The 14366-nt window shown below is 65.4% G+C and carries 12 protein-coding genes and 1 pseudogene; 5 read left to right on the plus strand and 8 right to left on the minus strand.

Translation table 11 applies throughout. The annotated features are described in order from the left end of the window. Positions 1-644: 644 nt before the first annotated feature. The 4 genes from SAZ01S_RS22015 to SAZ01S_RS22030 form a co-directional block, all read right to left on the minus strand. Complete coding sequence (locus SAZ01S_RS22015; protein ID WP_084584488.1) at positions 645-1799, minus strand: efflux RND transporter periplasmic adaptor subunit; 1155 nt, start codon at positions 1797-1799, stop codon at positions 645-647. Beyond that, entirely contained in the window at positions 1796-4960 is a 3165-nt protein-coding gene (locus SAZ01S_RS22020; protein ID WP_084584489.1) for an efflux RND transporter permease subunit, read from the minus strand. Before SAZ01S_RS22020 ends, SAZ01S_RS22015 begins: the two co-directional genes overlap by 4 nt. Positions 4961-4980: 20 nt before the next feature. Beyond that, positions 4981-6369, minus strand: a complete 1389-nt coding sequence (locus SAZ01S_RS22025; protein ID WP_167693234.1) for a TolC family protein — start codon at positions 6367-6369, stop codon at positions 4981-4983. 196 nt (positions 6370-6565) lie between these two features. Next, a complete protein-coding gene (locus tag SAZ01S_RS22030) occupies positions 6566-7327 on the minus strand; it encodes a hemerythrin domain-containing protein (protein WP_084584491.1) in 762 nt (253 codons plus the stop codon). Positions 7328-7508: 181 nt separating this feature from the next. Here SAZ01S_RS22030 and SAZ01S_RS22035 point away from each other — a divergent pair, with 181 nt between their 5' ends. The 4 genes from SAZ01S_RS22035 (at position 7509) to SAZ01S_RS22050 (ending at position 11390) form a co-directional block, all read left to right on the plus strand. Then, positions 7509-8168: a response regulator transcription factor gene (locus tag SAZ01S_RS22035; protein WP_084584498.1), complete on the plus strand. Its 660-nt coding sequence runs from the start codon at positions 7509-7511 to the stop codon at positions 8166-8168. After that, entirely contained in the window at positions 8162-9502 is a 1341-nt protein-coding gene (locus SAZ01S_RS22040; RefSeq protein ID WP_084584492.1) for a sensor histidine kinase, read from the plus strand. The genes SAZ01S_RS22035 and SAZ01S_RS22040 overlap by 7 nt, the downstream gene beginning before the upstream one ends. Positions 9503-9584: 82 nt before the next feature. After that, on the plus strand, positions 9585-10850 hold the full coding sequence (gene chrA / locus SAZ01S_RS22045; protein WP_084584493.1) for a chromate efflux transporter: 1266 nt from the start codon (positions 9585-9587) through the stop codon (positions 10848-10850). Positions 10851-10910: 60 nt separating this feature from the next. Continuing rightward, positions 10911-11390 carry a DoxX family protein gene (locus SAZ01S_RS22050; RefSeq protein ID WP_084584494.1) on the plus strand — a complete coding sequence of 160 codons (480 nt, stop codon included), beginning with the start codon at positions 10911-10913 and terminating at the stop codon, positions 11388-11390. Between the two features lie 68 nt (positions 11391-11458). Here SAZ01S_RS22050 and SAZ01S_RS22055 read toward each other — a convergent pair whose 3' ends face one another. Beyond that, positions 11459-12187, minus strand: a complete 729-nt coding sequence (locus SAZ01S_RS22055; RefSeq protein WP_084584495.1) for a DUF6118 family protein — start codon at positions 12185-12187, stop codon at positions 11459-11461. Between the two features lie 9 nt (positions 12188-12196). Next, positions 12197-13090 (minus strand): hypothetical protein, encoded by an 894-nt coding sequence (locus SAZ01S_RS22060; protein ID WP_084584496.1) that lies wholly within the window; start codon positions 13088-13090, stop codon positions 12197-12199. Positions 13091-13104: 14 nt separating this feature from the next. Between SAZ01S_RS22060 and SAZ01S_RS22065 the strand changes: the two genes are divergently transcribed. Continuing rightward, complete coding sequence (locus SAZ01S_RS22065; RefSeq protein ID WP_084584497.1) at positions 13105-13482, plus strand: hypothetical protein; 378 nt, start codon at positions 13105-13107, stop codon at positions 13480-13482. Between the two features lie 179 nt (positions 13483-13661). On the opposite strand, the gene SAZ01S_RS24685 is transcribed toward SAZ01S_RS22065, so the two are convergent. Together SAZ01S_RS24685 and SAZ01S_RS24155 are read right to left on the minus strand one after the other, a co-directional pair. Further along, positions 13662-14081, minus strand: coding sequence for a helix-turn-helix domain-containing protein (locus SAZ01S_RS24685; RefSeq protein WP_084584499.1), 420 nt, complete (start codon positions 14079-14081; stop codon positions 13662-13664). Positions 14082-14092: 11 nt separating this feature from the next. Beyond that, positions 14093-14366 (minus strand): annotated as a pseudogene (locus SAZ01S_RS24155) (hypothetical protein); the annotation flags it as partial.

Consider the following 14366-nt stretch of genomic DNA (forward strand, 5'->3'; position numbering starts at 1 on the left):
GGCAGAATCTGGTCGAGAGCAGCCGCGAACCGAAGCTCAGCGTGGCACAGACAGTTCGACGAAGATGCGTAAAAGCCCCCTTCGGACGATTCGTGAGCTTGCCTCTTGCCTCCTGTCTGAACCTTGGCCCCTTCCCCGCTCATCGAAACGAAATGGGGCCGGGAATTGATGGTACTTCTGATGGTATCAAGCAATCACCACCTAGACTTTGTCATTCATTACCAATGCCATAATTGCATTTTGCGGCAACCGTAGGGGTCACCAGGCAAGCGATTTATCGCTTTGATTTTTCATGATAGAATTATATTTCGTTAATTCGGCACCACAGATATTCCCACATTTTGATGCGAACGTTAGCGGTTATGGGCAAACGACACCGGTCACGGCAGTGACTTTCGAGCTGATTCGTCGCCGCCGAGATCGGCCACCCAAAGGCTTGTAAGTCTCCTTGTTTGCGGCGCCGCGCCGAGCAGGTCGCAACACTCTCCTATGAAAGCCGATGGACCACTTAACGGCCCCTCTTTTAAGCGGAGCAAGAGGCGAATTTGGCGTCGCAGATGCCAATCTTGCGTCTGAACGACCAGCCGATCCAACATTTCAGAGCGTTCGCGTCGCGCGCACCATTCAGGCCGAATCTTCCGGAATCAGGCGGGCGGAGGGGTGGGCGGCTTTGCTGCCACCGGCGTCACGCGGGTCCCGGCCCTGATCGCATCTGTCCCGCGAAGCAGAATGCGGTCACCGGCTTTAAGCTTACCGAACACCTCGATCTTGCCGCCCTTGCTTAACCCGGTCGTCACATCGACCCACTCCGCCACGCCCTTGGTCACGCGCACCACGAACTGCTGCTGCTGATCGTTGGTGACGGCGGTCGTCGGCACCTGCAGCGTCGGATAGCTTCGCTGCATCGGCCATTTGACCGTGGCAAATGCCCCTGACGACATAGCTGCGCCGGCATTGGCGACATCGAGCTCCACGGTCATCGTGCGGTTGCGCGGATCGAGTGTGCCAGCCTTTCGGGCGATCGGCGCGGTGAAGCTCTGGCCCGGCGCCCCGGGCAGGGTGAAGGTCACGGTCTGGCCGATCGACACCGCCTGGGTGGCGTCCTCGGGAACGGGCACGCTGAGCCGGAGCCGGCTCGATGCGGCAAGCCGCAAGATCGGCTTGCCGCCGGGCGCCTGAGATGGCCCGACCAGCGCACCGGGATGCAAGTTGCGCTCGGTGATCGTTCCGGAAAACGGCGCCCGAATGACCAGATAGCTCGCCATCTGATCAACCGCGCGGAGGCCGGCCCGCGCCGCCGCGACGTTCTCGCTCGCGGCGGCGGCCTGAGCACGGCTGGCCGCGACGGTCTGCTGCGCGATGTTGACGTCGTTCTCGGCGACAACGCCGGGCGTCTTCGCGGCCGCGGCGAGATGGCCTGCGGTCGCGGCGTCCGCGCTGAGTTTTGCGCGCACCGCAGCCAGCTGGGCCTCGGCGGCGCGAACGGCGGAACCCGCCGCGGCGCGCTGGGCGACCAGCTCGGGCGCGGTCAGACGCACCAGCACATCGCCTGTGCGGACCACCGACCCTCGGTCCACCGAAATCTCGGTGATGAATCCGGCGACCTTGGGATAGATGTCGACGGTCTCATACGCATCGAGATGGCCCTGGAGTGTCAAATCCGAGTTCATCACGGCGCTAGTCACCGGCACAACATCGACCTTTTGAGGCGCCTCTCCCTTGGCTTTAGGCGCCTGACTATCGCACGAGCAGAGGGCGAGCGAGACGGATGCCGACAGCACGGCGTGAGAGATTTTCATATCACGACTTCCTCAGAAGGGACGTTGCTGCCGCCGGGGTCGTCGGGATCGAGCGACACCGAGCTGATCGGCGCGTTGCGTTGCACCAGGCCAAAGACGAGCGGCAGGATGAACAGCGTGGCCGCGGTCGAGGCGAGCAGTCCGCCGATGACGGCACGGCCGAGCGGCGCGGTCGCCTCACTGCCATCGCTGAGCGCTAGGGCCATCGGGATCATGCCCGCCACCATGGCGATGGTAGTCATAACGATGGGACGCAGCCGCTGCTCAGCTGCTTCCAACGCCGACTTTAGTGCCCCGCTCCCGCTTCGCCGGTTCCGTTCGGCGAAGCTAACCAGCAGGATCGAGTTGGCGAGCGCAACGCCGACCACCATGATCATGCCCATGAAGCTCTCCAGGTTGAGGCTGGTGCTGGTGAGTAGCAGGAATGCGATAGCTCCAAGCAATGCGGCGGGGACGCTGGTCAGTGTCACGAGGGCAAGCCGGACCGACTGGAAGTTCGCAACCAGCAGCAGAAGCATCACCAGCAAGGACGCCGCCAGACCGACCGCGAGATTGCCGAAGATCTGGCGCAGCACGGTTACCTGACCGCGGACTTCGACCGAGACGCCCTTGGGCTTCTCGCCCGCCGCAGCGATCGCATGGTCGATCGCAGTGCCCGCGCTGGAAAGATCGTTGCCGGCGACATTGCCGGTCAGACTGATGAGCCACTGGCCGTTCTTGCGGTCGAGTTCGCCCGGTACCGTCTGCTCGTTGAGTCGCGCGACCTGGCTCAACGCCAGATCAGAGCCGTTGTTGGTCGCGACCGGAATGTTGGCGATGTCGCCGACCGAGGTCATCTTTGGCTGGGGCACCTGAACCTGCACCTGGTAGCTGACGCCCGATTTTGGATCCCGCCAGAAATTGGGCGTGACGAAGCGTGTCGAAGCGGTGCCCGAGACGACCGCCTTCGCCACCTTGTCGGCGGTCGTGCCGAGCTGCCCCGCAAGAACCCGGTCGATCTGCACGTCGACATTGGGGTAATGCAGCGCCTGCCCATATTGCAGGTCGGCGACCTGCGTGGCCCCGGCAAGCTGCGCCTTCAGGCGGCCGGCATATTGGGCGACATCGCCATATTGTGGGCCCTTGACCGCAATATCGACGGTCGATGCCGTACCATAGTTAAGGATCTGGCTGATCAGGTCGCCCGGCTCGAACGAGAAACTCACGCCGGGAAATGCCTGGGGCAGTGTCTCGCGCAGCTTCGCGGTCAAGGTGCGCGCGGTCAGCCCGCCGGCGAGGTCGATGTTGAGCACGGCCTCGTTCGGCCCACCCGTCCATAGGAAGACGAGATTGATGGGATAGGAGGAGCCTTGCGTGCCAACATAGCCCAACGTGGTCGCAACCTTGCCCGGGCCGGCTGCCTGCTGGACCTTGGCCAGCACCTGCTGGGCGAGCTGCTCGGTGACGGCGATGCGCGTGCCCTCGGGCGCCTTCACGCGCAGCCGGATCTGCGTCGAGGCAGCCGAGGGAAATATCTCCGAATGCGTCAGCAGCGTGCCGGCGACCAATAGCAGCGGCGCGCCGAACGCATAGAGCCAAAGCAGCCGTCCCGGCCGCTCAGCGCTGCGCTGCTGCCAGCCGAGGAACCTGGACCTGAAGCGGCCGAACCGACGTTCGTCGCCTTCGACGCCAAGCTCCGATGCCTGATGGCTGCGGAGCAGCCAGTTCGACAGCACCGGGACGAGCGTGCTAAACAGGACATAGGCCGAGCCTATCGCGAAGGCGACCGCGAGCGAGAGCGGCACGAACAATGCCCGCGCAGGCCCGGTCATCGCGAAGGACGGCAAGAACACCGCGAGGATGCAGGTCATCGCTAGCAGGCGCGGGATCGCAACTTCCCGGCTTGCATCCACCACCGCTCGGGCGATGCCAGTCCCGCGCGCCATGTGAACATGGATGTTTTCGAGCAGGACCGTGCCATCGTCGACCAGAACGCCGATCGCCAGCGCCAGCCCGCCGAGCGTCATGATGTTGATCGTCTGCCCCGCGAGCCAGAGCAGCAGCACCGCCGACAGCAGCGCCAGCGGGATGACGATCACGACGATGATCGAACTGCGCCAGTCGCGCAGGAACAGGAACAGGGTGAGACCGACCAGCAATGCGCCGAGCAGCCCCTCGATCACGACCGACGCCAGCGCCCGGGTGACATATTTCGACTGGTCGAGCGCATAGGTCACGCTGACATCGTCGGGGAGCAGATCCTGGAAGACGGGCAGGCTCTTTCGCACTTCGTTGACTACGGTCAGCGTCGATGCGTTCGCGCGTTTGGTCACCGGGATATAGACGGTGCGCTTGCCGTCGACGAGGGCATAGCCGGCGGGGATGTCGGTGGTGTCGGATACCGTCGCGACATCGCGCAAATAGGTCGATTCGGCGCCGTTTGGCCTGATCGGTATGTCGAGTAGCGTGTCGATCGATTTGACCGTCGCATCGGTGGTGACGAGCACCTGCTTGGTGCCGACATTGGCGGAGCCTGCCGGCTGGATGCTGTTACCGCTCACCAGCCCTTGCAGGACATCCTCGGTCGACAGCCCCAACCCGTGCAGCTTGGCCGGATCGACATTGACGACAATCGAGCGCTGGTTACCGCCAAAGGGCGGCGGGGACGACACGCCGGGCAGCGTCGCAAAAGCCGGCCGAACGCGGTTGAGCGCGACGTCCTGGATCTCGCCGAGGGTCTTGGTCGCGCTGGAAAAGACGAGATAGCCGACCGGCAGCGTACCAGCGTCGAAACGCACCACGAAGGGTGAGACCGCACCCGGCGGCATGAAGGCGCGGGCGCGATTGACGTACGAAATGGTCTCGGCGAGCGCTTGGCTCATGTCGGTGCCGGACTGGAAGGTCAGCCGGAGCAGCGAGGCGCCCTGTACTGACTTGGCTTCGACGCTCTCGATCCCGTTGATATAGAGAAAATGATATTCGTAATAATAGGAAATGAAGCCCTGCATCTGCTGCGGGCTCATCCCACCATAGGGCTGGGCTACGTAGATAACGGGTGCGTCGAGATCGGGAAGGATGTCGACCCGCGCGCGTGAGATTGCCAGGCCGGAACCGAGGACCAGCGCGAGCACCAGCACCATAAGGGTGATCGGCCGCCGCAGGGCCGAGCGAATGAGCCACATCTATGCGTTCCGATCCATGGTCAGCGCTCCGCGACGAGTTGGCGGAAAGGGCGCATGTCGCCCTGCGCCGCAGCGAGATCGGCAAGAGCGCGCCAGACATTGATCCGTGCGATCGCATCCTCGGCCTCGGCCTGCGCCAGCGCGGCGGCGGCCGTGGTGACGTCGGTGAGCGTCGCCAGCCCCGAGATGAACCGGGCGCGCTGCTGCTCCTGCGCCGCGCGCGCCGCGCTTAACGACGCCGGTGTCAACTGGGCCATGGCGCGAGCGGTAGCGAGGTTGGCCCGCGCCTGGGCAAGGCGTTCGGTAAGGGTCGCAAGGGTCTGCTGATAACGAAATCCCTCGGCGGCGACGGTGGCGCGCTGCGCTGCGGCCTTGGCCCGCACGGCCGGGAGGTTACCGAGCGCGAATGTCACCTGGACCCCTGCTGCCCAGTTGGTCGTATCGAGACCTGTCCCAGCGGACCCGCCGGGATAATCGCCAAGCGCGGTCTTGCCGCTGCCCCGGGCGGACGCACCGGCGACGAGCGCGACCTCGGGTCCATACGAGCGCGTTATGGCGCGAAGCTCGGCTGCTTGCTGCCGTACCCTGGCCTGCTCCCCGATGGCAGCCGGATGGTCCTTGACGTCCGCCGCGATGTCCGGGGGAAATGCTGGCACCTCCCCGAGCAGCTCGGTCGCCGAAAAATCCCCATCGTCGAGCGACCGGCCAAGCAGGCGGGCGAGCGTCGCCCGCTGATTGTCGAGATTGCGAACCGCATTGAGCCGTGCCGACCGGGCGAGGCCGAGTGCGGCGTCGGCCTGTTCACCTTCAACACCGGCCCGAAGTTTGTTGTCGACCAGGACATGAACGGCGTTGGCGAGCGTCCGCAGGCGTTCAACATTCGCGTCGGCGGCCGCGACCAGCCGCGATGCGGCGACGACATTGAGATAGGCATTGGCGGTGGTGTCGAGGACCTCGATCTCGGTCAGCCGCGCCTGCGCGGCGGCCCCGTCAGCCGCCTGCCGTGCCGCTTCAACCCGGGCACCGCGCGCGCCGAGATCGAAGGGTTGCCATGACACGACCGCGCCAGCGGCGCTGTTCCAGGCACTCCGCCCGCTTTCCGGCAGCACTGGCCCCGAGATCGATGGCACCACAGACTGCGGCAGCAAAAGGCCGGTGACGTTGTTCACGGTCGATCGGTTGATCTGGTAGAGCAGGTTGATCTGCGGGAGGAATGCGGTCTTGGCGACATCGACCCCGCGATCGGCGGCAACTTGGTCCTGCAGCGCCGCCTTGACGGCCGGATAGTTGGCGCGCGCCAAATCCAGCGCATCGCCCAGGTGCAGCGCGGGCGCGGTTGAAGTCGGCTGTGTCTGGCCCTCCGCCGCCACGGCGACAAAGCAAAGTGTCGCCGAGATCGGCAGTAACAACGATCTCATTACCTGGATGCCCCCTTCTAAAATCAACAGGCCAGTCTCACCATCGAATTTTCCCGCTCCCCAGACTCATATCGTCAACTTGTCGGAAGATTGTGCGCCACGCGGAGCCGGCAGTATTTGTGAATGCTGCGAGCGCAATTATTATTGCCTGAAGAGTTGAAAGCGCGCGGGCTCGATAGGAGCCGACTCATACATTGCTACCGAGATGGGGCGGCGGCGGCGCCGTAAAGGTCGCGAGATCCCCGAAGCCGAGCGCCCGTTCGATCGCGGCGATCCGGTCGACCGCGATATCGAACCCGTCGCCCTTGAACTGCACCTTCTCGATGTCCTCGAACGTCTCGCCCGCATCCTTTAGCGCCTCTGGCGACAGGCTCTTGCGCCACGCCTGAAAGATCACCGTGTCCTCGATCGCAGCGTGCTTCTCGTACATCCGCGCAAAGCCATCGAGCGCATCAGCGACAGCCACCTTATCTCCGGCGCTGATGATGCCCGTCTTGCTGCGATCGACGACGAACGCGTTGATCTCGCGACCGCGCGCGTGTTGCGCGATCAGCGTGTCGATCAGCGCCGCAGCTGGACCGCCCGCTTTCTTTACGGCGGGGAAGACGTGAGCTTCCTCGAGCTTGTGCTCGTGATAGTCCTCACCGAACGCTCGAAACAGGTCGGCTGCCGCGACGAGCTGATGCGCGTCGATCTTCGTCGCCTCCTGACGAAGTAGTCCTGCCGAAGCGCGATAGACTACGAGGATTCGCCGCAGCACCCCATGCTCGCGCATCATGTCCTCGGTAGCACCGACTTCTACGCCTTCCTCGCCACCCTTCTTGTCCTCGTTCTTTTCGCTCCTGGCACAGCCAGGCAGGAGAAGCGCGGCACCGCCGATCGCGACGGCGGCCGCAAGCGCGCCGCGCCGTGAGGGCAGGTGGTGCGGATCGGGAGGCGTGCTGGTCATGCCGGTATTCCTTGTACTCGACGCCCGGCGGCGTAACCCGATGCCGACAGCGCAGATCGGGTCGACATCACGTTGTCTCCCGATCTTCCGTCGTCCCGGCTACGACGCTAAGCTGAACGCCACCTGTCAGCGACCGTTCAGCGTGGGATGCGATGCTGACGCGGACGGGAGGAACAGAGGCATTCGCATTCTGCTGGTAGAAGACGACGCCGAGATCGGCGATCGGTTGCGCGAGGGGCTGGGAGCGCTCGGGTTCGTCATCGAACTGGTGCGCGACGGCGAGACCGCGCTCGATTTCGGCCGCCAGGAGGGTTTCGATGCCATCATCCTCGATCTAGGGCTGCCGCAACTGCCCGGGATCGAAGTGCTGCGCCGTTGGCGCGCCGACGGCTGCGGCACGCCGGTCCTGATCCTCACCGCGCGCAGCAGTTGGACGGAGAAGGTCGAGGGATTGAACGCTGGTGCCGACGATTATGTCGGCAAGCCCTTTCATGTCGACGAGATCGCCGCCCGGCTGCGCGCGCTGATGCGCCGTGCGGCCGGCTATCAGGCCGCCGTCCTCCGTCATGGTACAATCGTGCTCGACCCGGCATCGGGGCTGGTGACGGTTGCCGGCGCACCGGTCGAACTGACCGCGCGCGAGTTTCGCCTGCTCACCTTTCTGCTCCATCGCGTAGGCCGCATCGTCACGCACGCGGAGCTGCTCGACCATCTCTACGGGCTGGAGGAAGAACCTTCCTCCAACACGATCGAGGTCTTTATCGGACGGCTTCGCCGTAAGATCGGCCGCGACTCGATTCGCACGCTGCGCGGCCTCGGCTATCGGTTCGACGCATGCTGAGCAGTTTGCGCGCCCGGCTTCTCCTCGGCGCCATCCTCTGGATGGCGATCGGGATCGGTATCGCGGGCATCTCGATCTCTGCAATCTTCCGCCAGCATGTCACAGAGATCGAGAATGACGAACTGCTCAGCCATCTCGATGAACTCGAAAGGTTGCTCGTCCCGACCCAGGCCGGTGGCGTCGCGATCACGCGCCGGCTGAGCGACCCGCGTTTCGAGGAACCCGGCAAGGGCTTCTACTGGCAGGTCTCGACGCCGCGCGGCCCGATCCTGCGCTCGTCATCGCTTGAGGGCACCAGGCTTTCACCGCCGCCACGCTCGGCCTTTGCCGCGCTCGTGCGCGAAGTCCGGCCCGGCCCGGCCGGACCGGCCATCATCTATGCGCGGCCCTGGAGAGCCAGTTCACCGATCTCGGTCCAGATCGGCATCGACCAGCGCCTGATCGACGATGATCTGGCGGGGTTCAACCGCGCATTGCTGCTGTCGCTGGGCCTGCTCGCCCTCGCATTGGCGGCATCGGCGATCCTCCAGGTCCGTTTCGGCCTCCGCCCGATGCGCGACCTGCGCCGTTCGCTGGCCGAGATTCGCGACGGCGAGCGCCGACACTTGCCGACGGGCTTTCCGTCCGAGGTGCAGCCGCTGGTCGACGACCTCAACGCACTGCTGGCCGCGAACGCCGAGATGCTGCGGCGCGCCCGGACCCAGGCGGGTAACCTCGCGCACGGGCTGAAGACGCCGCTCGCGATCCTTGCCGACGAGGCGCGCCGTCTCCACGACCGCGGCGATGCGGTGGGCGCCGCCGTGCTGCTCCAGCAAAGCGAGCGCATGCAGCGCCAGATCGACTTCCAGCTGGCCCGCGCCCGCGCCAGTGCCAATGCGGGCGTGCCCGGTGTCCGGATGCTGGTGAGCCCTGCGATCGAGACCATTGTCATGGCGATGCAACGCCTGCACCGCGCCCGCTGCCTGCGGATCGAAACCGATATCGATCCGAGCCTGCGGGTCGGCGTCGACCCGGTCGACCTCGACGAAATTCTCGCCAATCTAATCGACAATGCCTGCAAATGGGCGGCCGGGCTGATCACGATCCGCGCCATGGCTGGCGACGATCAGCACGGCCCGGTCCGGATCACAATCGCCGACGACGGCCCCGGAATCCCCCAGGACGCGATGGACCGCGTGTTCGCGCCGGGCGAGCGCCTCGACGAGGCGACGCCGGGATCGGGGCTTGGCCTTGCGATCGTCCGCGATCTCGTCGCCCTCTACGGCGGCAGCGTCGTGCTGAAGGCCGCAACGCCAACAGGTCTCGTGGCCGAGATCGAACTGGTGCCCGCCTGATGGCTGGCCCTCTGCTGTTAGGGCCCCCACACCGCTCCTCCAGACCGCAGTGGTGCAACCCGCGTCTTCGCGTGGCGACCCAATGAGCGCTCAGGTGGCAGGCGACGATCGAGCGCCGCCGCCGGGCGGTCGCGCTCCGGGTCATGAAGGGCAGCCACGCGGCAGCGCAGCAGAGGTGTTTGCCGTCGCGCTCGGCCTCGGGCTGACCTCCTTTGGCGGACCGATCGCCCATCTCGGCTATTTCGAGCGGACCTATGTGCAGCGTCGGCGCTGGCTCAGCGCTGACGATTATGCCGGCATCGTCGCACTATGCCAAATGGCCCCGGGGCCGGCGAGCAGCCAGGTCGGTTTCCTAATCGGGCTTCGCCGAGCCGGCTGGGCCGGAGCGCTTGCCGCCTGGCTCGGCTTCACCCTTCCCTCTGCGTTGCTGATGCTCTCCTTCGCGCTGCTCGCGCCCCGGCTGACCGGGCCGCTGACCGAGGCGGGGCTGCACGGCCTGAAGCTCGTGGCCGTCGCCGTAGTCGCGCAGGCGGTCTGGAGCATGGGCCGCAGACTCTGTCCCGACCGGCAACGAACAGCCCTCGCGCTCATAGCGGCGACGCTGTTGCTGGTCATCGGAGGACCGCTGATCCAGCTGCTCGCACTGATTGTGGGCGCGGTTGGCGGTATGCTGCTGTGCCGCGATGTCGCGGGCGCTGCCGCCCCGCCCAGACTGCCGGTCGGCCGGCGGACCGGCATCGCGGCTGGCACGCTGTTCCTGCTGCTTCTGGTCGTACTGCCGTTCGCGGGCCACGTGAGTCCGCATTCGCTGAGCGGCATATCGACGATCTTCTACAAGGCCGGCGCGCTGGTGTTCGGCGGCGGCCATGTGGTGCTCCCGCTGCTCCGTGACGCGCTGGTCCCCGCCTGGCTTTCTGACAATGTGTTTCTGTCGGGCTATGGCGCGGCCCAAGCCATGCCCGGTCCGTTGTTCACCGTCGCAGCCTATCTAGGCGCGATGGTCGCGCCACCGGGTTCGGGCCTGGGCGCTACCGCACTCTGGTCGACGGCCGCGCTCGTTTTCTTGTTCCTGCCCGGCCTGCTCGTGGCGCTGGCCGGGTTGCCATTGTGGAACTGGATCGGCGGCCATCCGGCGGCACGCGGCGGCCTTGCCGGTGTCAGCGCGGCTGTGGTCGGTGTCCTCGGCGCGGCGCTCTACAACCCAATCTGGACGAGCGCGATCCTGGGCGCCCGCGATCTCGCCATCGCCCTGATCGGCTTCATCCTGCTCGAACGCTGGAAGGCCCCGCCGATCCTGATCGTCGCCTTCTGCGTCGCCGCCGCCCTCGCGACAGCAGGCGTTCACTGACATGCCCCAGGGCTTTCCGAACGGAACGGTAATCGGCACCCCGAACAAGGAGGATAGAGGATGAACATCGATCGACTGACGCAAACGAGCGCGAGCAAATGGACCGTGCTGATCCGCCTTGCTGTGGGCCTTGTCGTGTTCTTTCCGGAAGGCATCCAAAAATTTGCCTATGCCGATATTCTCGGCGCGGGGCGCTTCGCCAAAATCGGGATTCCCTACCCAGACATTATGGGTCCGTTTGTTGGCATCGTGGAGATCGTCTGCGGCCTGCTGATCATCGTCGGCCTGCTGACGCGGGTCGCGGCCATACCGCTCATCATCACGATGATCGTCGCATTGGTATCGACCAAGCTGCCGATTCTGCTCGGCCATGATGTCGGGCCGTTCCACCTTGCCGATCTCAAGCGCTACGGCTTCTGGAGCGCCCAGCACGAAGCGCGCGCCGATCTCACGATGCTGCTCGGCTGTCTCTATCTGCTAATCGTCGGCAGCGGCGGCTGGTCGCTCGACCAAAGGCTCGCCCGTCCGGCAACGCGCTGATCACAGTCGGCCGCGGCCCTTACATCCATGAGTGTCCGCATCAGTTGCGGGTGCGCGCCTTGCCAAGCTCAAATCCCGGCCCGATTCCGAGCCTTGACCCTGATCGTGCATTGCACAGGCTGCTTGACCTTGCTGGCGGCCTGTTCGCACGCATCGATGGTTTCCCGATTGTCGCGCCGCATCTCCGCGGTGTCGGCGATGGCCTGCCAAGCCGCCGGGCTGTCCGCGCGCATCATCCGGGCGCCCGCCTCCCATATGGTCGGCTCGCCGATCATATGCCGCGCCAGGCGCTCGGGCATATGCCAGTTCTCGGGCAGTGTGCGCGCCAGCACGCCGGGAAGGAACGACCATAACAGGCAACCGGCCAGCAGGCTGCCGCCCGCAGTCCATAGCAGACGCTCGCGCTGATCGCGCTGGTTGCGCACCGCGCCGACAAGATCGCGGATGATCCGCGCCGCTTCCTGATGGGCCTCGCGCGCCTCCCTGAGCGTCGCGCTGTCGGCACGTCGCGATTGCGCTGCCGCCGCGTCCATCCGCGTCGCCAGATTTTCCGGTGTCAGTTGCATCGCCGGCTTCTCGGCGATGCCGCCCAGCTCTCGCGCGATGGTCGCAAGCCGGCTGTTCATCTGTCCCAGCGTGGCGCTGTAGTCGGGGACATCGATGTTAGCCCGCTCGGCGGCGAGATGCTCGACCGCACGCGACATTAGGGCGATCCGCCCGTCCAGCCGCGCGAACGCCTGCGCTGCCGTCTCCGGTGCGGCTTCCGGCTCGGTGGACGGGGATTGTTCGTCGGGCATTTCTTCCTCCTATCGGCTCATACCAAGGCTGCGGGTGGGTTCGAACGACACATGGTCCACGAGGTCGCGGGCGAGGTTGCGGCCCATGTCGGCATCGATGCCGAACTCATGGCGCCGGGGGCGCAGCAGCGACTCCATCTGCGGGTCGCGTTCGAGGCTTTTCGCCATGCCGGCGAGCTGGCCGCTGAGCTTGCGCGCACCCGGGAGATTCCCGTCGCGCTGCAATGCTTCGCGCTGACGTTCCAGCCGCTGCCAGCCTTCCACGAACTTGTCGGCCCGCTTGACGGGATCGATGCGGAGTTCGGCCTCGAGCTGCATCGCGCGCAGTGACCCCTGCCCGCGCCCCTCGGCCGCCTCGCGGATCAGGTCAGGGCTATGCTGGAACGCTGCGCGTAGGTCGGTAGAGCCATGGGGCCGGACAGCGTCCAACGCCGCTGTGGCGCGCTCCAGCGCCGCCTGCTGGTGCGGCATGGCGGCTAGGCCGGACTCGCGCATCCGCTCGATGTCGTGGCGCGCCCTGGCATAGCGCTCGACCGCGCCGCGCGCTCCGCTGGCGCGCGCCGGCTCATGCGCTGCCGGTTCCCGCGGCGTTGGCCGGAAGTCCGCGAACATGTCCCGTTCACGCGGCGCCGGGGTCGTCGGCTTGAACCCGTCGAAGATCCCGCGCGCTTTCTCCGCACCGGCGCGCACGATCTCGGCGACGCGTTCGCGCAAGCTAATCCCGCGCCGCTCGGCGAACGCCTGCTCCGGATCACGCGCATAATCGCTCGCCATGTCCTTGGCGCGCTCGCGCGACAGGGTACGGGCGAGCTTGTCCCGATCGGCGAAGTCGTCACGGCCATAATGCAGCGCGACGCCGTCGCGGTGGGCGGTTTCGACATAGTCGCAATCGTCGAACCGCACCGACCCTGGTCGAGATGCGCAAGAATAGGGCGCTGTCGACGTCCCGGGAATCGCTCCAGATCGTCGCTTACTATCCGCAGCAGTCGTATGCTCTGCGCCGCACCCATGAGATGCTCGGCGAAAAGATCACTTCCGTAGAGCAGACCCACGTCCTGTTCGACTATGAGGCCACGGCCTATCTCACGGACCTGTCCCGCCGCCTGCTGACGCTGCCGCCGCCAGCCCGGCTCGCCGAAGAGATGGCGCAGCTCGAGGCGGATGGCGTTGTCGATCTCGGACGCGTTCCATCCACCGCCGGGCGCGAGGTAGAGTGCGACACGGGCATTGAGGGCATCCTCCGCAATTGGCCTCCGAATAACTTTTTGCCGTCAATAGGCCAGCCTTGCTCATAATCGGCCGTCGGTATGACCGAGCGGCGAATGACTGATAATGACGGAAGCTGTCGGTGGTGAAAGCCAACGGTAATGACGGGATTGTCCCAAATTCAGACTGTCACGCAGGCCACTTTTAGCAAGGCCCCAAAGCTCAGACTCTAGCCAAAGCTAGGACAGCAGAACTACATAAGATGGGATCAACGAACTACTTCGAGCTGGTCGTCTCGATCATAGAGGGCCGAAATCATACGCTCAACAACAAGGTCTTCAGCTTTTCCCCGCCTCCCCTCGTCCGCCGATGACAGATCGCATCGAACCGCCTCAGGGGTCGAGGCAAGACTCGCCGTCAAAATGGCATTGGCCAGAAACGGGTGCATCACCTCGGCTAAGGAGGGCCGGGCGCCGTCGCTCGCGGTGGGGCCGCCACGCTGAAGCAACGCGTCGATGCTGGTCATCGGCACGAGCGTGATCGCGCCTACCTTGATCACCCCGATCTCGCCGGCCTTGATCAACTCGTAGAACTTCGATCGGCCGATGCCGGTGATGCGGCAGGCATCAGCAATCCGCAGCGTGATGGGCGACAGGTCGGTGTTCGGCTTGCTCAGCGTAGGACGCATGGGACGCTCCTTCATCTGTCCCTCCCCAGTTCTGGGGATTGACGGTTGGCGATACGGTTGTTCGTGTCGCCCCGGGCGATTGCTCGACCGACGAGCTCGACGAAGGCGTCGTAGCGAAGCCGGCCGAGACGCTGCGTCTCGGTATCAGAGGCCGGCTGGTGCGCCGTGAGGGTAAGCTGGTGGCGGACGAAGAGCCCGAGGGCTTCGGTCAGATAATCGAGCTTCTGCTCCATCCGGTCGGCGACGCGGTTCTGGCGGTCGAGCCGCGCGCCGAAGCGCTGGTCG

Origin of the sequence: Sphingomonas azotifigens NBRC 15497, from assembly GCF_002091475.1 — a bacterium.
GTDB lineage: Bacteria > Pseudomonadota > Alphaproteobacteria > Sphingomonadales > Sphingomonadaceae > Sphingomonas > Sphingomonas azotifigens.